Consider the following 20,807-nt stretch of genomic DNA (forward strand, 5'->3'; position numbering starts at 1 on the left):
CTGAAACAACGCCAAACACAAAATTCCGGACTACTTTGTAGGATTCTGAGACATCCTCGCGTTTGGTGATCAGGGAGCTGGCACGTATGATGCTTCACAAACTTCCGCAGATTAGAAGCCTATGTCCCTGATAGTTCTACTGCTTCTGCCGTTCATCGGCAGCTGTCTGGCAGCGGTGCTGCCGCACAATGCGCGCAATGCCGAATCGCTGCTGGCGGGTCTGGTCGCTTTGATCGGCACCGTTCAGGTCGCGATGCTGTACCCGCAAATCGCCCACGGTGGCGTGATCCGCGAAGAATTCATGTGGTTGCCCAGCCTCGGGCTGAACTTCATTTTGCGCATGGACGGCTTCGCCTGGCTGTTCTCGATGCTGGTGCTCGGCATCGGCACACTTGTCTCCTTATATGCCCGTTATTACATGTCGCCGGACGATCCGGTGCCGCGCTTTTTCGCATTTTTTCTGGCGTTCATGGGCGCCATGCTCGGGCTGGTGATCTCCGGCAACCTGATTCAGATCGTGTTCTTCTGGGAGCTGACCAGCCTCTTCTCGTTCCTGCTGATCGGCTACTGGCACCACCGCGCCGATGCGCGGCGCGGGGCTTATATGGCGCTGATGGTCACCGGTGCCGGCGGGTTATGTCTGCTGGCGGGGGTCATGATTCTCGGCCATGTCGTCGGCAGCTATGACCTGGACAAGGTCCTGGCCGCCGGCGATCTGATTCGTGCACATGCCCTCTACCCTGTTCTTTTGCCACTCATCCTGATCGGCGCGCTGAGCAAAAGCGCGCAATTCCCGTTTCACTTCTGGCTGCCCCACGCGATGGCGGCACCGACGCCCGTCTCGGCCTATCTGCACTCGGCGACCATGGTCAAGGCCGGGGTTTTCCTTTTGGCACGTCTGTGGCCGTCGCTGTCCGGCAGTGAGGAATGGTTCTACATCGTCAGCGGAGCGGGCGCCTGTACACTGTTGCTTGGCGCGTACTGCGCGATGTTCCAGAACGATCTCAAAGGTTTGCTGGCCTATTCGACCATCAGCCATCTCGGTCTGATCACTTTGCTCCTGGGCCTCAATAGTTCACTGGCCGCAGTGGCAGCAGTTTTTCACATTCTCAACCACGCGACGTTCAAAGCTTCGCTGTTCATGGCCGCCGGCATCATCGACCACGAAAGCGGCACCCGTGATATCCGCAAGCTCAGCGGTCTGATCAAACTGATTCCCTATACGGCGACGCTGGCCATGGTCGCCAGTGCCTCAATGGCCGGCGTGCCGCTGCTCAACGGTTTCCTGTCGAAAGAAATGTTCTTCGCCGAAACCGTGTTCATCAACGCCACCGCGTGGGTCGAGACCAGTCTGCCAATCGTCGCGACCATCGCCGGCATGTTCAGCGTCGCCTACTCCCTGCGATTCACCGTCGACGTGTTCTTCGGCCCCACCGCCACTGACCTGCCACACACGCCGCACGAGCCGCCGCGCTGGATGCGCGCCCCGGTCGAGTTGCTGGTCTTCACCTGTCTGCTGGTGGGGATTTTCCCGGCGCAGATCGTCGGGCCATTACTCGCCGCTGCGGCACTGCCGGTGGTCGGTGGTGAGTTGCCGGAATACAGCCTGGCCATTTGGCACGGTTTGAACGCACCGATGATCATGAGCCTGATCGCCATGTCCGGCGGCATCATCCTCTATCTGCTGCTGCGCAAGCAGTTCAGGCTCGGCCATTTCAAGTATCCGCCGCTGGTGGGGCGCTTCAACGGCAAGCGTTTGTTCGAGCGCAGTCTGGTCGTGATGATGCGCATCGCCCGGCGCGTCGAGCGGCGCCTCGGCACCAAGCGTTTGCAGATGCAGCTGTTCCTGATGGTTTCGGCCGCCGTGCTCGCCGGTCTGATCCCGATGCTGCACAGCACGCTGACCTGGGGCGACCGGCCGAAAATTCCCGGTTCCATCGTCTTCGTGACCCTGTGGCTGCTGGCGATCACCTGTGCGCTTGGCGCCGCATGGCAGGCCAAATATCACCGTCTCGCTGCACTGACCATGGTCAGCGTCTGTGGCCTGATGACCTGCGTGACCTTTGTCTGGTTCTCGGCGCCGGATCTGGCGCTGACACAACTGGCGGTCGAAGTGGTGACCACGGTGTTGATCCTGCTTGGTCTGCGCTGGTTGCCGAGACGCATCGAAGAAGTCTCACCACTGCCAGGCAGCCTGCGCAAGGCGCGTATCCGTCGTCTGCGCGACTTGCTGCTGTCGATTGCGGTCGGTGCGGGGATGGCGCTGTTGTCCTACGCCATGCTCACCCGGCAGACGCCGAACCATATTTCCTCTTTCTACCTCAGTCGCGCCCTGCCCGAGGGCGGCGGCAGCAACGTCGTCAACGTGATGCTGGTGGACTTCCGTGGCTTCGACACCCTCGGTGAAATCACCGTGCTGGTCGCCGTGGCGCTCACCGTGTTCGCCCTGCTGCGCCGCTTCCGCCCGCCGAAGGAAAGCCTGCAATTGCCGGCGCAGCAACGTCTGCTGGCACCGGACGTGGTCACCGATCTGGTCAACCCGCGTTCGGCCAGCGACACCGCGCTCGGCTTCATGATGGTGCCGGCAGTGCTGGTGCGCCTGCTGCTGCCTGTCGCGCTGGTGGTGTCGTTTTACCTGTTCATGCGCGGGCACAATCAGCCGGGCGGCGGTTTTGTCGCCGGGCTGGTGATGTCGGTGGCCTTTATCCTGCAATACATGGTTGCCGGCACGCAGTGGGTCGAGGCGCAAATGAGCCTGCGTCCATTGCGCTGGATGGGCACCGGTCTGCTGTTCGCCACCGCCACCGGTCTCGGTGCGATGCTGGTCGGCTATCCGTTCCTCACCACTCACACCTGGCACATCAGCGTGCCGGTGCTGGGCGACATCCATATCGCCAGTGCGCTGTTCTTCGACATTGGCGTGTACGCCGTGGTGGTCGGGTCGACGCTGCTGATTCTCACCGCCCTCGCCCACCAATCGGTGCGCGGCCACAAGACGGCCTCGCTGCCCAAGTCAGTCGCCAGCAAAGGAGCCGTCTGATGGAAGAAGTCATCGCAATCGCCATCGGCATTCTCGCCGCGTCCGGGGTCTGGCTGGTCCTGCGCCCGCGTACCTTTCAGGTGGTCATGGGCCTGTGTCTGTTGTCGTATGCGGTCAACCTGTTCATTTTCAGCATGGGCAGCCTGTTCATCGGCAAGGAGCCGGTGATCAAGGACGGCGTGACCCAGGACTTGCTGCATTACACCGACCCGCTGCCCCAGGCGCTGGTGCTGACGGCGATCGTCATCAGCTTCGCCATGACCGCACTGTTCCTCGTCGTATTGCTCGCCTCGCGCGGCTTGACCGGCACCGACCATGTCGACGGCCGGGAGCCTAAAGAATGATGGCGATGACTCACCTGATCGCTGCACCGATCCTGCTGCCGCTGCTGACCGCCGCAATCATGCTGATGCTCGGCGAGAAACACCGGCCGCTGAAGGCGAAAATCAACCTGTTCTCCAGCCTCCTCGGCTTGTTCATTTCAGTGATGCTACTGCAATGGACGCAGACCACCGGGGTGCCCGGCTCCATCGGTGTGTACCTGCCGGGCAACTGGCAGGCACCGTTCGGCATCGTCCTGGTGGTTGATCGCCTGTCGGCACTGATGCTGGTGCTGACCGGCGTTATCGGCGTCAGTGCGTTGCTGTTTGCCATGGCCCGCTGGGACGGCGCCGGCTCAAGCTTTCACGCTCTGTTCCAGATCCAGCTGATGGGCCTGTATGGCGCGTTCCTGACGGCTGATCTGTTCAACCTGTTCGTATTCTTCGAAGTGTTGCTCGCCGCATCCTACGGCTTGTTGCTCCACGGCTCGGGCCGGGCGCGGGTGTCGTCGGGGTTGCATTACATTTCGATCAACCTGTTGGCATCGTCACTGTTTTTGATCGGCGCTGCATTGATCTACGGGGTGACCGGCACGCTGAACATGGCTGATCTGGCGATGAAGATTCCGCTGGTGCCGGAAGCCGATCGTGGCCTGCTGCATGCTGGCGCGGGGATTCTTGCGGTAGCGTTTCTGGCCAAGGCCGGGATGTGGCCGCTGAACTTCTGGCTGGTGCCGGCCTATTCCTCGGCCAGCGCGCCAGTGGCGGCGATGTTTGCGATCATGACCAAGGTCGGCGTCTACACCCTGCTGCGCCTGTGGACGCTGCTGTTTTCCGGTCAGGCCGGCGCCTCGGCATTCTTCGGCGGCGACTGGCTCATCTACGGCGGCATGGCGACCATGGCTTGCGCAGGGCTGGCGATTATCGCCGCGCAACGCCTGGAGCGCATGGCCAGCCTGAGCATTCTGGTGTCGGCGGGGATCCTGCTCTCGGCGATCGGCTTCGCCCAGCCGAACCTGATCGGCGCTGCGCTGTTCTATCTGGTCAGCTCGACCCTGGCGCTGAGCGCGCTGTTCCTCTTGGCCGAACTGATCGAGCGCTCGCGCTCGGCCAACGAAATTCCGCTGGAGGACGAAAGCGAACTGCTTCCGCGCCCGCAGGAATCGCTGCAACCGCCCAAGGGCATCAACCTCGACGACGAACAGAAAGCCGTGGTCGGTCAGGTCATCCCGTGGACCATGGCCTTTCTCGGTTTGAGCTTCATTGCCTGCGCGCTGTTGATTATCGGCATGCCACCGCTCTCCGGATTTATCGGCAAGCTCAGCCTGATCGGGGCATTGCTCAACCCGTCGGGACTTGGCACTGCGGCGCCGCTGCCTCCCGGCGCATGGGGATTGCTGGCCCTGTTGATCCTGACCGGTCTGGCCTCCCTCATGGCCTTCTCTCGCCTGGGTATCCAGCGCTTCTGGACGCCGGAGGAGCGCCCGTCACCACTGCTGCGCAAACTCGAATGCGCGCCGATTTTTCTGCTGCTCGGGCTGAGCATTGTTCTGACGTTCAAGGCTGAACCGCTGTTGCGCTACACCCAGGCTACGGCCGATGCGCTGAACAATCCGCAGCAATATGTGCTCGCAGTTCTCGGTACACGTGCGGTGCCGAGTCCGCAAGCCAGAGCTGACATGCTCGAGGTGCAGCCATGAATCGACTGTTTCCGGCTCCGTGGTTATCGCTGGCGCTGTGGGTCTTGTGGCTGACCCTGAACCTGTCCGTCAGCCCGGGCAATCTGCTGCTCGGTGCCGCGCTGGGCTTCGCCGCGCCGCTGATGATGCGCAAATTGCGGCCGAAACGTGCGCGCATTCGCAATCCGATGGCCGTGCTGCGCCTGTTTCTCCTGGTCGGTCGTGACGTGATCATGTCCAACCTGATCGTCGCCTGGGGCGTACTCAACGCCGGACGGCGCCCGCCCAGCTCATGCTTTATCAAGGTGCCGCTCGATCTGCGCGATGCTCATGGTCTGGCGGCACTGGCGATGATCTGCACCGTGGTGCCCGGCACCGTATGGTCGGAGCTGGCGCTGGACCGCAGCGTTCTGTTGCTGCACGTCTGGGACCTGCACGACGAGGCGCAGTTTATCGAGCACTTCAAAAGCACCTACGAGCGACCGTTGATGGAGATTTTCGAATGAGCCCGTTGCTGTCGAATGCGATTCTGCTCACGCTTTTTCTGTACTGCGTGGCGATGACGCTGACGCTGGTGCGTCTGTTCAAAGGTCCGTCAGCTCAGGATCGGGTACTGGCGCTGGATTACCTGTATATCGTCGCCATGCTGATGATGCTGACCCTGGGCATTCGCTACGCCAGTGATACCTACTTTGAAGCCGCGCTGCTGATCGCGCTGTTCGGCTTCGTCGGCTCGTTTGCCCTGGCGAAATTCCTGCTGCGTGGCGAGGTGATCGAATGAATGCCGAATTGTCTTTGTGGGTCGAGATTCCGGTGGCGGTCCTGCTGGTGCTCAGCGGCGTGTTTACCCTGCTGGGCGCAACCGGATTGCTGCGCATGAAGGATTACTTCCAGCGTATGCATCCGCCAGCGCTGGCGTCGACAATCGGTGCCTGGTGTGTGGCACTGGCGTCGATCATCTGCTTTTCAGCGCTGAAGTCCGGGCCAGTGGTGCATGCCTGGCTGATTCCGGTTCTGTTGGCCATCACCGTGCCAGTGACCACCCTGCTGCTGGCGCGGGCGGCGTTGTTCCGCAAGCGGATGGCCGGGGATGATGTGCCGGCTGAGGTGAGCAGTCGTCAGACTGAAAGTGGTAACTGATGATCATGTGGCGCCTGTGATGGCGCCATCGCTACACCAGAAATCCGCTCTCCCATGTGTGGGAGCGAGCCTGCTCGCGAAGCGGCCAGTCGGGGCGTCGCAAATTCCGGATCAGCTCAAACCCAAGCCACCGCCAACAACCCCGCCCCCAGCAGCGCACACAACGGCGAATACACCCAGGTATCGAGGCGCGCGAATCGCGAATCCTTCACTTCCTTGAAAAATCCGACCAGGTTCGAATCACCGATCGCTCGGGCGAACATCAACAACGCAATCGCGCTGATCACCCATTGCAGTGCCTTGTGCTGCACCGCCGGCACGCCCCAACCGACCCGCATGCAAACCAGCGCGGCAATTATCAGCAACGCAGCGGCGACTGCCAGCGTCAGCCAGCCTGAGGGCTTGAAGGCCGGGCGTACCGAGGCCACGAAGCCCGACACCGGCACCTGCGGCACCACCACCGCAGCCGCCCATTGCCCACCCAACGCCCAATACACGTGCATCAGGCCGATTGCCGCGAACACAGTCACCAGCCATTGAGCCAACACAAAGGTCATGGTTGAAATCCTTCAAAGGGATTTGAACAAACCATCCTAGTCGGATTTTTTGCCCCTGCACGACCGGTCGGCGGTGCGCTGCGTTGACCGCGTTATTTCAGATCAGCCGTCACCTTGTCAGCCACATCCTTGGGTAACCAGGCCTGCCACACGTCCGGATGCGCTTTCATGAACGCGACCGCCGCCTCACGAGGTGCGGTGTGCTTGTCACTCATATCCGCCAGTGCCTTGTTCAGCGGCTCGATGGGAAAATCGACCTTGCTGAAGAACTCGGCGATTTGCGGGTTCTGCTTTTGAAACGGCGTAGACACGCCAATCGACAGCTTCGATGCCAGCGAGCGGGTTGGTTTGGGATTGGGATTATCGGCGTCTGTCAGCGTCTTCCACGCCTCGGCATCGAACGGCGGCTCTTCCAGTTGCACCAGTTTGAATTTGCCAAGCAGTGGCGTCGGCGACCAGTAATAGAACAACACCGGTTTGCCGCGACGAATCGAAGAGCTGATCTCGGCATCCAGCGCAGCGCCGGAACCGCTGCGGAAGTTGGTGTAGTCGTCCTGCAAGCCATACGCCGTGAGCTTCTGCTTGTTGACCACTTCCGAAGTCCAGCCGATCGGGCTGTTGAGGAAACGCCCTTTGCCCGGGCTTTCCGGGTCTTTGAACACGTCCTTGTATTTCTTCAGATCAGTGACACTGCGCAGATCCGGCGCCAGCGGCTTGATGCCTTTGGCCGGATCGCCCTTGATCACGTACTCCGGCACCCACCAGCCTTCAGTGGCGCCTTTTACCGTATCGCCCAGGCCGACCACTTTGCCCTCGGCTTCGGCCTTGACCCAGACCGGACTGCGCCCGGCCCACTCCTCGCCAATCACCTGGATGTCATTGTTGGCCAGCGCGGTCTCAAGCGTGATGGTGGTCCCGGGCAAAGTGTCGGTCGGCAGGCCATAGCCTTTCTCGACGATAACCCGCAGCACCTCGGTAATCAGGCTGCCGCTTTCCCAGTTCAGGTCGGCAAAGTGCACCGGCGCCTGTGCCGCCTGCAGCGATTGCGCTGACGTCAGCAAACTAAAGGTGGCCACGCTGGCGGCCAATAACCGTCGAAATCCGTTCATGCATCGCACCTCGTGCTGTTCACAGCAATGGCAGTTGGCCTGACAGAAACGCAAGCCTCTGAATGACTCAGTCAACTGACTTTAGCCGAGGTTCCTGCTTTTTCCGGGGTCTGCTGCGCGCGGTGTTACGTTTCAGACTTTTCCTGCAGGCTTTGCAGCTCACGTCTGACCATGCTGGCGTATGCCGCCGGTTGCAATGCATAGAGCTGCGACGCTACCCAACTCAGCCAGGCACCTTGCAGTTCGGCCTTGCGGGCGAACAAGCGCTGAGCTTCTTCGCGTGCGCTGTCGAGATTTTGCGCATGGAAATCCGCGCGCTTCACTCGCTGGCCTTGAAGGTCACCAGCTCGCCCTTGCGCCATTTGGCGGCTTTGGCAGTGACGGCTTTGAGGGTTTTGGTCAAACCTTCCTGCAGCTGCTCATTGGCGGCGAACACGGTGACGACGCTATGGCCTTCCTTGAACAGGATCGCGTGACCGTCGGCCGTGCTGACAAAGGCGTAATCGCCCAGGCCGTAGACCGTCAGTTTGATGTCGCGAAAACGAATGTCCATCTTGCCGCCTTCACGGCTGGGCAAAACTGACGCGATGAAATGGTCGCCAACCTTGAGTTTGAGTCCCGGTTTGTCATCGACTACCAATGCACTTTCGGTGTCGATTTCGGCGATGTAAATGCCTTCGGCGTTTTGCTCGGTGATGTAAACAAAACGTGATTGGAATTGCTTGACCAGCTTTGCACGCAAATCACCCAGCACGAACAAAGCATGCATATCGAGGTTACTGACTGCCAAAGAAACATCCCCACATTTGAAAAACCGCGCAGCGAAAAACGCCCACGGCAAAGAAACGGCCAGGCCGATGAAAACTGCAAAAACATTCAAACACCCGAAGCGAGCAAAGCACTCTTGAATCGCGAGGTTCGTAGACTACTGGATTGTCATTAGTGAAACCTGCTCTGAAATCGCCAAAGCTTGAAGGAAAACGCCTCAAGTGCGACTAGAGCAATTCTGACTACGAACTTCAGGGAAATTTCTCACGAAAAAAAGCACTTTTCCGACATATCGCTGGCGAAAAATTGCTTTAGATAAGCCCGGTCGTCAACAGGTACTGGCGATTCTAGAGCAGCGATGCTCATTACGACTACCCGCAACGGCCGTTAAATCCCGGCCGACTGATGAAAAGGACTTCATATGTGCACTTTGACTCATTTTGCCACGTCGGCTGACGCGCGAATCACCCCATCTCTGACGATGAAGGTTGCCGACCTCGACAACCTTCCGACATCTTCTAACGATCATCGAACCCCGCACTTTCAAGTGGTGCCGGCAGGTATTGCGTTCTTTCACATCAAGGAGATATCCACGGGACGTGTCAGAGGTTTCCGCGGCAATCACAACGAAGCCTGCGCCCTTGCCCGCTCGCTTGAATCAAAAATCGAACTCCGCGCCAGCGCCTGCCTCTGATAAGGGAGTGAACGAACAAGCCGTACCGGCACCAATTCAGGAGTAGATGATGGAACTGCCAACCGAGCATAACCTGACCACCCTTTTCGAACAGCTGGGCCTACCGGCCGATGAAGCGTCGATCAATAATTTTGTCGAAGCCCACCCTTTGAAATCTGATATCAAATTGATCGATGCCGATTTCTGGACGCCCCAACAGGCGCAATTACTCAAAGAGTGGCTGCGTGCTGACGGTGAGGAAGCGATAACTGTCGATGAGCTGAACGTGCGCCTGCATCGCGGTAAATAAGGGCGATCAGTGCAGGCTGTCGCCGGGCTCGATGTTCAGTTGTTCGAGCCAGGCAGCCTTGCACTCCTCCGCTTCATCGCGACTGGCGAAGGCTGTGCCGCGTCGCTCCCCGTTGAGCAAAACCACCCAGCACACACTGCGCCCCATCGCGCGTAAACCGGCCGGAACGCCGCTGCCGATCATCACTGCCACATCCACCCTGCACTGCATGTGCCCTCCGAAATAATTAGCTACCTAACTAAGTCGCCAGATTAAAGCTTTCCTTCGAGAGGAAACAGCAACCGCCGTGCACAGACTCATTGCGTCAACGGTAATAATCTCAGTGTGGGTTCTCAGGTTTATAGCCCAGACGCAACCCGCCCCAGTGTCGGCCCTTGATCATGATCGGCACCGAAAGATCATGCATCAGCTCACCCGTATCGCGCGTGTAAGTCTGCAGCAAAACTGGTTGTTGATGGCTGCCGCAACGGATGCCCGTGCGGTCAGCGAATTTGCGTTTGGTGCGGTTATTTACCGTGTCGACCTGCACATCACCGGTCAACGGCTGGCTGAATGCCTGGTTATGCGTCGGCACATAACCCTGCTGCGTGCAGGCGATCGCGAAAACCAAACCTTCATGACGCGCTAACAGAGGCTCTTGAATCGCGGGCAAGACCTGATCTGTGTACTGATCAAACCTGGTCTGAAATTTGGCTGGTTCGGTACCCGGAATCGGCTGGTAGCTGCGATCGAACAAATCATCCAGGCTGATCCGCCCCTGCTCGACATCCGCCTCGAAGCGGGCTGCGATCAGGCTCGCACCTTCGCGCGCCAGGTCATAAATGCGCTGGTGATAGTCGTCCAGACCGACTTCGGCCAAGCGTTCGCTGATGGTTTCCGCCTGCCCTTCCATCTGCACCGCTGCCTCGGCGAGGCGGCGGGTCTGCTGATCGCTGATCGCCAGATCGCTACGCATTTGCTCAATCGCGCTGAACAGCGCATCAAGCTGCTCGCGATTGGTTTGCGCGCCACGGGCGATTTCGCTGACCTGGGTTTCCACTCCGGCGGCAAGTCGCGCGATATTCTCCAGATGCTGACCGGTGTGCTCGACCTGTTCGACGCCAGTATGCAGATCACTCGACAACTCGCGAATCTGCGCCACCACTTGCGCGGTGCGCTGCTGAATGTCTGCAACCATCTCACCGACTTCGCCCGTGGCCGCCGCCGTCCGTGCCGCCAATCCGCGTACTTCATCGGCGACCACGGCGAAACCGCGACCATGTTCGCCCGCCCTGGCCGCTTCAATAGCTGCGTTCAAGGCCAGCAGATTGGTCTGGCTGGCGATCGACTGAATCACCAGCGTCACCCGCTGAATGTCGTCGCTGCGCACACTCAGGGCCTCGATCAGCTCGCGACTGGCGTTGGCGCGTTGACTGAGTTGCTGCATGCGCGAAATCGAGTCGAGCAGTTCGCTGCGCCCCGCCGCGCTGCTGTGATGCGCTTCGCTGGCGGCGTCCAGCGCGTCGCGACTGAGCTGTGAAGTCGCCTGTTCGGTGGCGATCATCACTTCGGCGTTGCTGACGATCTGCGCCGCCGCGTCGAGTTGCGATTCAAGTTTGCTGGCTAGCGCTTTGACCGAAAACGCCACGCCGGCGGCAGACAGTGCGTTGTGACTGGTGGTGTAGGAGAGATCGCGAGTCAGTGCGGACAATGCGCTCGCACTATCGACCGGGACAGCAGCTGGAACGTTGCGCGAACGCAGGCGCGGCAGCCAGACAATCAGCACCGCCAGCGGCATGCCGAGGTAAAGCGACCATTCGGCCAGAGCCATGCCGGCCAGCAACAGCATCAGAGCGATGCTTTGCAGGGTCGGCGCGATCCAGCGGTTTTTCGGCAAAAGCACTGGTGCAGGCAGCGCCGCAACCAGAGATCCATCTCTCGTCATCTTGATCACCCCACGTTTGTTCTCATTGTTGTGACTGCATTAAACGCCACTACAACGCCATTATCCATGGTCCGTTAGTCGTGAGGTCTGTGGCAGGTCAAGGGAACGACGGGGAAATATCGCAGACGAGCAAAAACAAAGATCGCAGCCTCGCGCAACTCCGTGTAGAGCTGCCGAAGGCTGCGATCTTTTCAAGGCGCCCCTGTTGAAAGGGTCACCCCACAGAATCAGGCCTGACGCTGGTGCTTGTCGATCTGCTCGTGACGCTCTTGAGCTTCGATGCAGTACTTGGTGGTCGGGCTGATCAGCAGACGCTTCAGGCCAATGGCCTCGCCGCTGTCGTCGCACCAGCCAAAGCTGTCGTCCTTGATGCGCTCAAGAGCTTGTTCCAACTGCGGCAGCATGCGCTGGTCGCGATCGATCGCGTTGACCAGCCAGGTGCGCTCTTCTTCAACCGAAGCCGCGTCCGCCGGGTCAGCCGGGGTGTCCAGGCTTTCGATGGCGATACGGTTTTGCTCAATGCGCTCGTGGGTTTCGACTTTCATGTTCTGCAACAGCTCAGTGAAGAAAGCGTGTTGCTCTGCATTCATGTAGTCATCTGCCGGCATAGCCAGCAACTTGTCCTTTGTCATTGATATCTCTATAAAAAAACGTGCATTAAGGCGAATAAGGGAGCGTTTCGGCGAACCGTGTCGGCCGTCGAAAAGGCATCGTTTTATTGCAAACGCCACCCGGCACTCAATTTACGAGGGGCGGCAGTCTAAGGCCCGATCAAGGCCTCAGCAACTGTAAATACAGGGAATTTGTCCGACAGGACCAGGAAACTGCTCTGACACAGGCTTCACACGGCCATCGGAGTGCGTTTATAGCAAGAAATTCACTCCAGCGGCTGTATATAGAAGACAAACGGCTAACCATGCCGCCATCGACAGCGGAAATTATTCTCGCAAGGTGCATCGTTTCAGCCCGGCAGAGCCCGCGCAGCCCTTCTATGATCAGGCTTACCGCGTGATCAACCCGCCCGAAGGATGTCCTATGCCCCGCCCCGATCTGCCGGCCGCCGACGAACTTTCGCTCGCCAGCCCCCCGATCACTGCCGAGCGTCTGCTGCAAACGATTAGCGACGAATATGACGCCCTTCCGCGTCAGCTTAAACGCATCGCCAGTTACATTAGCCAGCAGAGCGAGCGAATCATGGTCGACCGCATCAGCGACATCGCTCGTGAATGCGAGGTGCATCCGTCCGCCATCGTGCGTTTTTCGCAGCGCTTCGGGTTCAGCGGCTTCAGCGAAATGCAGGCGCTGTTCCGCCAGGCCTGGACGCACAAGGCCACGCCGGCGCAGAACTATCAAAAACGCATCCGCAGCCTGATCGCCAACAAATCGCAGACCGCCAACAGCGGCGAGCTTGTCCGCGAGTGCATCGACGCAACGCTATCGGGCATCGAACGTTTGGGCCGCGAACTGGATGGGGCTGCGTTCGACAAAGCTGTCGATCTCATCGTCAATGCCGACGACATCTATGTGGTCGGGGTCCGCCGTTCGTTCGCCGTCGCCGATTATCTGGTTTACAACCTGCAGCACACCCAGAAGCGCATTCATCTCGTCTCCGGCATCGGCGGCAGCTATCGCGAGCAAATGCGCAGCGTGCGCGCCAACGACCTGGTCATCGCCATCAGTTTTGTGCCCTACGCCAAGGAAACCCAGCACTGCCTGCGATTCGCACAACAGCAAGACGCCAATACCCTGATCATCACCGACAGCCCTCTGTCGCCACTGGCGAAACTTGCCAATAGCGTGTTGCTGGTCAATGAAGGCAGTGCGCTGGCCTTTCGTTCGCTAAGCGCGACACTGTGTTTATGTCAGGCGCTGTTTGTGGCGGTGGCCTATCGGCTGGAACTGAATGTCGATGAGATTCACGAACAACCCGGATTCGACGACTGACAATTGTCTCAGGCTCGGCTAGGTTATGCGTTCCCACCGGTTCGACTTGAAGGAACGCGTCATGAAACTGATCGGCATGCTCGACTCCCCTTACGTACGCCGCGTAGCAATCTCCGCCAAATGCCTGGGGATTGACCTCGAACACGAGTCGGTCTCGGTGTTCCGCCACTTCGAGCAATTCCAGCAGATCAACCCGGTGGTCAAGGCGCCCACGCTGATCCTCGACGACGGCGTGGTCCTGATGGACTCGACCCTCATCCTCGACTACCTCGAAGCCAGTTCCGGCAAGAGCCTGCTGCCCAGCGATCTCACACAACGCGCCCACGCCCTGCGTCTGATCGGCCTCAGCCTCGCCGCTTGCGAAAAAGCCGTGCAGCTGTATTACGAACGCAACTTGCGCCCGGCCGACATTCAGTATCAACCTTGGGTTGAACGCGTTGAAGGCCAACTCGCCGCCGCGTTTACCGCCCTGGAAAAAGAACTTGAGCAAATTGACTTGCCGGTCGACGGCTCCCTCTCCCAGACCGGCATAAGCCTGGCGGTTGCCTGGAGCTTCACCAACCTCGTCGTGCCCGATCAGGTCGACTCCGCGCGCTATGCACGCATCGCCGAATACACCGCCTACGCAGAAGGCACCGACGCGTTCATCAGCACACCGATGACCTGACCATGAGCACGACCGACACCGCCGCCCCGGCGTTAAAGGAAATCTTCAACGCCGAGCGCTTGCAGCACATCGCTGACGAAATGAGCGCGGTGTACCCGGCATTCAAGGCCAAGGCGTTTCTCAAACACGCCCAGGACGGACTCGCTGAATTATCAGTGATGCAACGCATGGCGCGTGTCAGCGAAAGCCTGCACGCCGTGCTGCCGCTGGACTACGAAGATTCCCTCGAAGTGCTGTTCGAACTCGCGCCGCGTCTGAACAGCGGTTTCGTCAGCATGTGCCTGCCGCACTACGTCGCGAGCTATGGCGGGCACGCCTTCGATACCTCCATGGAAGCCCTGAAATACTTCACCACTTTCGGCTCCTCCGAATTCGCCATCCGTTACTTTCTGCGCAGCGACCTCGAGCGCTCGCTGGAACGAATGCATGACTGGACCCGCGAAGAAAACCATCACGTCCGCCGACTAGCCAGCGAAGGCAGCCGCCCTCGCCTGCCGTGGTCCTTTCGGTTGGAAGCGGTACAAGCGGATCCGCTGCTGGCCGCCGGGATACTGAATCGGTTGAAGGCGGATGAGAGCTTGTACGTGCGCAAGTCCGTGGCGAATCATTTGAATGATGTGACGAAAGTGCATCCGGAGTGGGTGTTGGACACGATTGAAGGTTGGTCGCTGGATAACAAGCACACCGCCTGGATTGCCAAGCATGCGCTGCGCAGCTTGATCAAACAGGGCAACGTGCGCGCGCTGACGGTGATTGGCGCGGGGGCGAAGGCTGAGGTTGAGTTGTCGGATGCCCGGGTTGAGCCGGCGGTGGTGAGGTTGGGGGAAGCGATTACGTTGTCGTTTGTGGTGAAGTCGACGGTGGCGCATGAACAGCGGCTGGTGATCGACTATGCGATTGAGTATGTGAAGGCGAATGGCGGGGTTTCGAGGAAGGTATTCAAGTTGAAGACGGTGGAATTGCCGGGGTTTGGGGTGGCGCTTGTGCAGCGCAGACAGGTCATCAAGGATTTCACGACACGCAAGCATTTTGCCGGCCGGCATGGAGTGCAGGTGATGATTAACGGAAAGGTGGTGGGTAGTGCAGGGTTTGAGGTTTTGATTTGAGAAATGAGTCATTGATTGGTCTTGAAGACCGGTCGCGAATCAGTGCACTGGCAGCCGTGCATCGATAATGAGCGCGGCAGCACAATGGACGAACTCCCGCCTCAGTAGTTACCAACTTCCGTATGGGACGCCGAATTAAGCCCTGAGGGAGCACCTGTTGTCACAAGCACTTTCAACAGCGTATGGCGACTCCACGGGCCGCAGTACTCAGGCACGTGCGCGATCAATCGGTATCCGCAGCGGGTGTACCAACGGGCGACGTCGTCATCCAGTGTTTCGATCAACGCATCTACGCATGCTCTTTCAACCGCTAATGCCTCAAGCTTGTGCAACACCTGAGTACCCAGCCTGGTTCCACGCCATTGCGCGTTGATCCACAGGTAATTGACAAACAGACGCCTGAATTCGGTTCTACCGGAAGCGCCGCCGATTAGTGCCCCGTTCTCCATCAGCGAACAGGCGATGGCCTCAGCTTGTCGGCCGCGAGCCTCGGACAAGGCTCGGCCATGCTGTAAGACGCCGTCACTGATGGCCTTCATGGTGTCCGGGTTGATGTCGCGAACGGTAAGCCATTCCCTCATTGCTGCTCTCCATTGCTAAAAGTCCTTGGCGCTTTCAAGCAAAAGAGGAGCCAACCTGAGATCTTCCCAGCAACAACCCCTGCTCTGCCTCACACAACCCCACCACATAATCCCAGACCACCCGCAGCCGCACCGATTTGTGCAACTCCCGCCGCGTGCTGATCCAGTAGCTGCGTTCGATGCTTTCATCCGGCAGCAGCGCCACCAGATCCGGGTCGGACGCGGCCATGTAACACGGCAGCACGGCGATGCCCAACCCCGAGCGCGCCGCTTCCTGCTGGGCGATGACGCTGGTGCTGTGAAACACCACGCGCGGGCTGCGGCAGAAGCTGTTGAGGAACATCAGTTCCTGACTGAACAGCAGATCGTCGACGTAACCGATCCACGCATGTCGGCCCAGGTCCTCGCGGCTATGCAGCGGTGGCGCTTTGTCGAGGTAGGTTTGGCTGGCGTACAACGCGAGTCGATAGTCAGTGAGCTTGCGCGTGACCAGCATGTCGGCGGATGGCCGTTCGAGGTGGATGCTGATCTCCGCTTCACGGTTGAGGATGCTGACGAAGCGCGGCACGGCGACCAGTTCCACTTCCAGCCCGGGATAGCGCTCGAACAGACCGATCATGCGACTGGCGAGGAATTTGATGCCAAGGCCTTCGGTGACGCCGACGCGGATCTTGCCCAGCGGCGCGGTGGACTGGGTGATTTCTTCCTGCGCCAGCAGCGCGACGTTTTCCATCGCTTCGGCGTGCTTGAGCAGCGCTTCCCCCGCCGGGGTCATTTCATAGCCCTGGGCGTGCTGGACGAACAGCGCAGTGCCGAGGCTTTTCTCGATCGATTCAATATGCCGCGCCACTGTCGCGTGGGTGGTGTTGAGCCGGCGCGCGGCAGTGAGCAGGCGGCCGCTGCGTTGCAGCTCGAGAAAAAAGCGCAGGTCGTTCCAGTCGAACATGGCGGGTCCTTGTCGGCTATCGTCGTTGCACGCTGTTTGAAAACGCACAGCGGCTGCGCAAAAACTAACATTCTTTTAACGAAAGCTAACAACTAGAGTGTCCGACAATAAAAACAAAAAGCGAGGTCAGGGCATGCAGACGTCCCTGGATGAATTCGACTACATCGTGGTCGGCGCCGGCCCCGCCGGTTGCTTGCTGGCCAACCGGCTCTCTGCGGATCCACAGCAGCGGGTGTTGCTGCTCGAAGCCGGCGGACGCGACAACTACGCCTGGATTCACATTCCTGTGGGTTACCTGTTCTGCATCGGTAATCCGCGCACCGACTGGTGCTTCAAAACCGAACAACAACCCGGCCTCAACGGCCGCGCGCTGAGTTATCCGCGCGGCAAGGTGCTGGGCGGCTGTTCGTCGATCAACGGCATGATCTACATGCGCGGCCAGGCCGGCGATTATGACGGATGGGCGGCCGCAGGCAATCCAGGCTGGGCCTGGAAGGATGTGCTGCCGCTGTTCAAACAGAGCGAAAACCACTTTGCCGGCGGCGCCGAGTTTCATGGCGATCAGGGTGAATGGCGGGTCGAACAGCAGCGCCTGTCGTGGCCGATTCTGGATGCCTTTCGCAGCGCCGCCGAGCAAAGCGGCATCGCCAGCATCAATGACTTCAACCAGGGCGACAACGAGGGCTGCGGTTACTTTCAGGTCAACCAGAAAGCCGGGGTACGCTGGAACGCGGCCAAGGCCTTTTTGAAACCACTGCGCAGTCGGGCGAACCTGACTGTGCTGACCGGCGTCGAGGTTGATCGTGTGTTGCTGGAGAACGGCCGCGCGGCGAAAGTCAGCGCGCAGCATGAAGGTCAGATCAAACAGTTCAAGGCGCGCAAGGAGATTGTTTTGTGCGCCGGTTCAGTCGGCTCGCCGAGCATTCTGCAGCGCTCCGGCATCGGTCCGCGGCCGCTGCTCGAACGCGTAGGGATAGGCGTGATTCATGAGCTGCCGGGGGTCGGCGGCAACCTGCAGGATCACCTGCAACTGCGGCTGATCTACAAGCTGGAAAACGCCCGTACGCTGAACCAGATCGCCGGCAGCGTGTGGGGCAAGATGGGCATGGGCCTGCGTTATCTGTATGACCGTAGCGGGCCGTTGTCGATGGCGCCGAGTCAGTTGGGCGCATTCGCCCGCTCCGGTCCCGAGCAAACCTCGGCGAACCTGCAATATCACGTGCAACCGCTGTCGCTGGAGCGCTTTGGTGAGCCGCTGCACAGCTTCCCGGCGTTCACCGCCTCGGTGTGCGACCTGCGCCCACAGAGCCGTGGACGCATCGAGATTCGCTCGGCCGATCCGCAAGCAGCGCCGCTGATCCAGCCCGATTACCTCAGCCATCCAGAAGATCTGCGCGTCGCCGCCGATGCGATTCGCCTGACCCGGCGCATCGTCAGCGCCCCTGCCCTGCAAGCGTTCAAACCGGTCGAATACCTGCCCGGCGACAGCTTGCAAAGCGAAGAACAATTGCATGAAGCGGCGGCGAAGATCGGCACGACGATTTTCCATCCTGTCGGCACCTGCCGCATGGGCAATGACGGTGACGCGGTGGTCGATGCGCAATTGCGCGTGCATGGTGTGCCGGGTCTGCGCGTTGCCGATGCGTCGATCATGCCGCGCATCACCTCGGGCAACACCTGTTCGCCTACGCTGATGATTGCCGAGAAGGCGGCACAACTGATTTTGTCCAGACCTGTAGATATTTCCCCTGTGGGAGCGAGCCTGCTCGCGAATGCGGTAGCTCACTCAGCCTAGGAGTTGACTGGCAAAAAGCTTTCGCGAGCAGGCTCGCTCCCACAGCAATCATCACCAGACTCAGGCATCGCGCATTACCGGACACGCAACACCAGTGGAACAACAAAAACAATCACTGTGAGGGATACCGATATGTCAGAACACGTTCAGCCGCTGGACGCTGCGGGCAGCGCCGAGACCAGCAACGCCACGCAGAAAGTCATCTTCGCTTCATCACTCGGGACGGTGTTCGAGTGGTATGACTTCTTCCTCTACGGCGCCCTCGCGGCGGTGATCAGCAAGCAGTTTTTTGCCGGGGTCAATGACACCACGGCGTTCATCTTCGCGCTCATGGCGTTCGCCGCCGGCTTCATCGTACGGCCGTTCGGTGCGTTGGTATTCGGCCGTCTGGGTGACATGATCGGGCGCAAATACACCTTTCTGGCGACGATCATTCTGATGGGCGTGGCGACGTTCTGCGTCGGCCTGCTGCCGACCTACGCCAGCATCGGCATCGCCGCGCCGATCATTCTGGTGGTGCTGCGCATGCTTCAGGGCCTGGCGCTCGGTGGCGAATACGGCGGTGCGGCCACCTACGTGGCCGAACATGCGCCTATCGGCAAACGCGGCTTTCACACCAGCTGGATTCAATCCACCGCTACCCTCGGCCTGTTGCTCTCGCTGCTGGTAGTGCTCGGTTGCCGCTACTTCACCGGCGACCAGTTTGAAGTCTGGGGCTGGCGCATTCCGTTCCTGCTGTCGATCGTCCTGCTGGGTATTTCCACCTGGATTCGCCTGAGCCTGCACGAGTCGCCGGCCTACCTGAAAATGAAGGAAGAAGGCAAAACCTCGAAGGCGCCGATCCGCGAATCCTTCGGCAAATGGGAAAACCTCAAAGTCGTGCTGATCGCGCTGTTCAGCATCAACGCCGGGCAAGCGGTGACCTTTTACGCTGCGCAGTTCTATGTGCTGTTCTTCCTCACCCAGTTCCTGAAAATGGACCCGGCGGTGGCCAACAGCCTGTTGATCATCAGCGTGGTGATCGGCGCGCCATTCTTCATCTTTTTCGGCTGGCTGTCGGACAAGGTCGGGCGCAAACCGGTGCTGATGCTCGGTCTGTTGCTGGCGACCGCGCTGTACTTCCCGATCTTCAAATCCCTGGCCCACTACGCCAACCCGGCGATCGATCAGGCCAGCCGTCAGGCACCGATCACCGTCCTCGCCGATCCCGCCACTTGCACGTTCCAGTTCGATCCGGTGGGTAAGGCCAAATTCGACAGCCCGTGCGACAAGGTCAAGACCTTCCTGGTCAAGCAAGGCCTGCCCTACTCCAGCGTCGCTGCACCTGCGGGCAGCGCTGTGCAAGTGAGTGTCGGCGACGTGAAGCTGGATGGTTTCGATGAGGCGGCACTGCGCGGCGCGATCACCCTCGCCGGCTACCCGCAACAAGCCGATATGCAGCAGATCAACAAACCGATGATCGTCGCCCTGATCGTCGCGCTGATCATCATCTCGGCCATGTGCTACGGCCCGCTGGCCGCGTTGATGGTCGAACTGTTCCCGACCCGCATTCGCTACACCTCTATGTCGCTGCCCTATCACATCGGCAACGGCTGGTTCGGCGGATTCCTGCCCACCGTGTCGTTTGCGCTGGTGGTGTACACCGGGGATATTTTCTACGGGCTGTGGTATCCGGTGCTGATCACCGGGGTGAGCCTGGTGGTGGGGATGATCTGTCTGCGTGAGACGAAGAATATCGATCTCGATAAAAACTGAAAAACCCGCTGACAACAATGGCGAGGGAAGCGATTCTCTCGCCATTTTTTGCTTCAGGCGTCCGCTTTGATCACTTCGAATTTCACCTGGTCCGGATAAAACGCCACATAGTTGCGGATCGGTTCAACCGAGATCTTGGGTTTTTCGTAAGTCCACACCGCATTGGCGCCCTCATGCCCCGGCACTTGCAGGCTGAAGTAATTGGCGTCGCCCTTGTACGGGCAATAGCTGGTGTGGTCGGTGCGGGCGAAGTATTTTTCGTCGATGTCTTCGCGCGGGATGTAGTACACCGGCGGATAGTTGGCTTCGTTGAGGATCATCGCGTGAGAGGACGCGGCGACCTGGATGCCGTGGAACTTCACCAGCAGACAGCCGGCAAGTTGTTCCAGGCTGATCACGGGACTGGGGCTTTTCATGAGGTTCTCCTGAGCACAGCGAAGAGACCGGTTCAGGTATAGCTGATGGTTGCGCAGCTCGACTGGATTACGGCCGA

23 protein-coding genes are annotated in these 20,807 nt (G+C 59.6%); 13 read left to right on the plus strand and 10 right to left on the minus strand.

Annotated features, from left to right (window positions below; translation table 11 throughout):
* The first annotated feature begins 121 nt into the window (after positions 1-121).
* The 6 genes from AB4N85_RS10620 to AB4N85_RS10645 are packed head-to-tail and all read left to right on the plus strand — an operon-like array spanning position 122 to position 6,179.
* Positions 122-3,040: a monovalent cation/H+ antiporter subunit A gene (locus tag AB4N85_RS10620; protein WP_305380967.1), complete on the plus strand. Its 2,919-nt coding sequence runs from the start codon at positions 122-124 to the stop codon at positions 3,038-3,040.
* The gene (locus AB4N85_RS10625; protein ID WP_252867777.1) at positions 3,040-3,384 is read left to right on the plus strand and encodes a Na+/H+ antiporter subunit C; all 345 of its coding nucleotides are present in this window, start codon (positions 3,040-3,042) and stop codon (positions 3,382-3,384) included. Before AB4N85_RS10620 ends, AB4N85_RS10625 begins: the two co-directional genes overlap by 1 nt.
* On the plus strand, positions 3,381-5,060 hold the full coding sequence (locus AB4N85_RS10630) for a monovalent cation/H+ antiporter subunit D (protein ID WP_095180236.1): 1,680 nt from the start codon (positions 3,381-3,383) through the stop codon (positions 5,058-5,060). The genes AB4N85_RS10625 and AB4N85_RS10630 overlap by 4 nt, the downstream gene beginning before the upstream one ends.
* A complete protein-coding gene (locus tag AB4N85_RS10635) occupies positions 5,057-5,545 on the plus strand; it encodes a Na+/H+ antiporter subunit E (RefSeq protein WP_252867778.1) in 489 nt (162 codons plus the stop codon). The genes AB4N85_RS10630 and AB4N85_RS10635 overlap by 4 nt, the downstream gene beginning before the upstream one ends.
* Positions 5,542-5,820, plus strand: a complete 279-nt coding sequence (locus AB4N85_RS10640; RefSeq protein ID WP_041480807.1) for a K+/H+ antiporter subunit F — start codon at positions 5,542-5,544, stop codon at positions 5,818-5,820. Before AB4N85_RS10635 ends, AB4N85_RS10640 begins: the two co-directional genes overlap by 4 nt.
* Positions 5,817-6,179 carry a Na+/H+ antiporter subunit G gene (locus tag AB4N85_RS10645; RefSeq protein ID WP_041480808.1) on the plus strand — a complete coding sequence of 121 codons (363 nt, stop codon included), beginning with the start codon at positions 5,817-5,819 and terminating at the stop codon, positions 6,177-6,179. Before AB4N85_RS10640 ends, AB4N85_RS10645 begins: the two co-directional genes overlap by 4 nt.
* A gap of 116 nt (positions 6,180-6,295) precedes the next feature.
* Here AB4N85_RS10645 and AB4N85_RS10650 read toward each other — a convergent pair whose 3' ends face one another.
* From AB4N85_RS10650 to AB4N85_RS10665, 4 genes are all read right to left on the minus strand, one after another.
* Entirely contained in the window at positions 6,296-6,736 is a 441-nt protein-coding gene (locus tag AB4N85_RS10650) for a DUF3995 domain-containing protein (RefSeq protein WP_150635046.1), read from the minus strand.
* 92 nt (positions 6,737-6,828) lie between these two features.
* Positions 6,829-7,845, minus strand: coding sequence for an ABC transporter substrate-binding protein (locus AB4N85_RS10655; protein ID WP_252867779.1), 1,017 nt, complete (start codon positions 7,843-7,845; stop codon positions 6,829-6,831).
* A gap of 125 nt (positions 7,846-7,970) precedes the next feature.
* Entirely contained in the window at positions 7,971-8,168 is a 198-nt protein-coding gene (locus AB4N85_RS10660) for a hypothetical protein (RefSeq protein WP_076562405.1), read from the minus strand.
* Positions 8,165-8,635, minus strand: coding sequence for a hypothetical protein (locus AB4N85_RS10665; protein WP_039763128.1), 471 nt, complete (start codon positions 8,633-8,635; stop codon positions 8,165-8,167). Before AB4N85_RS10665 ends, AB4N85_RS10660 begins: the two co-directional genes overlap by 4 nt.
* 459 nt (positions 8,636-9,094) lie before the next feature.
* On the opposite strand from AB4N85_RS10665, the gene AB4N85_RS10670 reads away from it, so the two are divergent.
* Both AB4N85_RS10670 and AB4N85_RS10675 read left to right on the plus strand, forming a co-directional pair.
* Entirely contained in the window at positions 9,095-9,307 is a 213-nt protein-coding gene (locus AB4N85_RS10670) for a hypothetical protein (protein ID WP_252869559.1), read from the plus strand.
* A 49-nt stretch (positions 9,308-9,356) separates the two neighbouring features.
* Positions 9,357-9,596, plus strand: a complete 240-nt coding sequence (locus AB4N85_RS10675) for a DUF2789 family protein (protein ID WP_252867780.1) — start codon at positions 9,357-9,359, stop codon at positions 9,594-9,596.
* Between the two features lie 6 nt (positions 9,597-9,602).
* Here the strand turns inward: AB4N85_RS10675 and AB4N85_RS10680 are convergent, their stop codons facing one another.
* From AB4N85_RS10680 to AB4N85_RS10690, 3 genes are all read right to left on the minus strand, one after another.
* Positions 9,603-9,806 carry a hypothetical protein gene (locus AB4N85_RS10680; protein WP_016775093.1) on the minus strand — a complete coding sequence of 68 codons (204 nt, stop codon included), beginning with the start codon at positions 9,804-9,806 and terminating at the stop codon, positions 9,603-9,605.
* A 109-nt stretch (positions 9,807-9,915) separates the two neighbouring features.
* Positions 9,916-11,520 carry a methyl-accepting chemotaxis protein gene (locus AB4N85_RS10685; protein ID WP_252867781.1) on the minus strand — a complete coding sequence of 535 codons (1,605 nt, stop codon included), beginning with the start codon at positions 11,518-11,520 and terminating at the stop codon, positions 9,916-9,918.
* A gap of 227 nt (positions 11,521-11,747) precedes the next feature.
* A complete protein-coding gene (locus tag AB4N85_RS10690) occupies positions 11,748-12,152 on the minus strand; it encodes a TraR/DksA family transcriptional regulator (protein ID WP_016775095.1) in 405 nt (134 codons plus the stop codon).
* A gap of 403 nt (positions 12,153-12,555) precedes the next feature.
* On the opposite strand from AB4N85_RS10690, the gene AB4N85_RS10695 reads away from it, so the two are divergent.
* The 3 genes from AB4N85_RS10695 to AB4N85_RS10705 all read left to right on the plus strand — a co-directional run bounded on the left by AB4N85_RS10695 (position 12,556) and on the right by AB4N85_RS10705 (position 15,237).
* Positions 12,556-13,464 carry a MurR/RpiR family transcriptional regulator gene (locus AB4N85_RS10695; protein ID WP_236168658.1) on the plus strand — a complete coding sequence of 303 codons (909 nt, stop codon included), beginning with the start codon at positions 12,556-12,558 and terminating at the stop codon, positions 13,462-13,464.
* Positions 13,465-13,525: 61 nt separating this feature from the next.
* Positions 13,526-14,131: a glutathione S-transferase gene (locus AB4N85_RS10700; protein WP_252867782.1), complete on the plus strand. Its 606-nt coding sequence runs from the start codon at positions 13,526-13,528 to the stop codon at positions 14,129-14,131.
* A 2-nt stretch (positions 14,132-14,133) separates the two neighbouring features.
* Entirely contained in the window at positions 14,134-15,237 is a 1,104-nt protein-coding gene (locus tag AB4N85_RS10705; RefSeq protein ID WP_252867783.1) for a DNA alkylation repair protein, read from the plus strand.
* Between the two features lie 101 nt (positions 15,238-15,338).
* Here AB4N85_RS10705 and AB4N85_RS10710 read toward each other — a convergent pair whose 3' ends face one another.
* Together AB4N85_RS10710 and AB4N85_RS10715 are read right to left on the minus strand one after the other, a co-directional pair.
* Positions 15,339-15,818 (minus strand): GNAT family N-acetyltransferase, encoded by a 480-nt coding sequence (locus AB4N85_RS10710; RefSeq protein WP_150635037.1) that lies wholly within the window; start codon positions 15,816-15,818, stop codon positions 15,339-15,341.
* Between the two features lie 34 nt (positions 15,819-15,852).
* Positions 15,853-16,764 (minus strand): LysR family transcriptional regulator, encoded by a 912-nt coding sequence (locus tag AB4N85_RS10715; protein ID WP_252867784.1) that lies wholly within the window; start codon positions 16,762-16,764, stop codon positions 15,853-15,855.
* A 133-nt stretch (positions 16,765-16,897) separates the two neighbouring features.
* Between AB4N85_RS10715 and AB4N85_RS10720 the strand changes: the two genes are divergently transcribed.
* Positions 16,898-18,559 (plus strand): GMC family oxidoreductase, encoded by a 1,662-nt coding sequence (locus tag AB4N85_RS10720; RefSeq protein WP_252876482.1) that lies wholly within the window; start codon positions 16,898-16,900, stop codon positions 18,557-18,559.
* A gap of 132 nt (positions 18,560-18,691) precedes the next feature.
* Positions 18,692-20,314: an MFS transporter gene (locus tag AB4N85_RS10725; RefSeq protein WP_024013261.1), complete on the plus strand. Its 1,623-nt coding sequence runs from the start codon at positions 18,692-18,694 to the stop codon at positions 20,312-20,314.
* 53 nt (positions 20,315-20,367) lie between these two features.
* Here the strand turns inward: AB4N85_RS10725 and AB4N85_RS10730 are convergent, their stop codons facing one another.
* The gene (locus AB4N85_RS10730; RefSeq protein WP_056789235.1) at positions 20,368-20,730 is read right to left on the minus strand and encodes a DUF427 domain-containing protein; all 363 of its coding nucleotides are present in this window, start codon (positions 20,728-20,730) and stop codon (positions 20,368-20,370) included.
* Between the last annotated feature and the right edge of the window lie 77 nt (positions 20,731-20,807).

Source organism: Pseudomonas sp. H1_G08, from assembly GCF_054681355.1.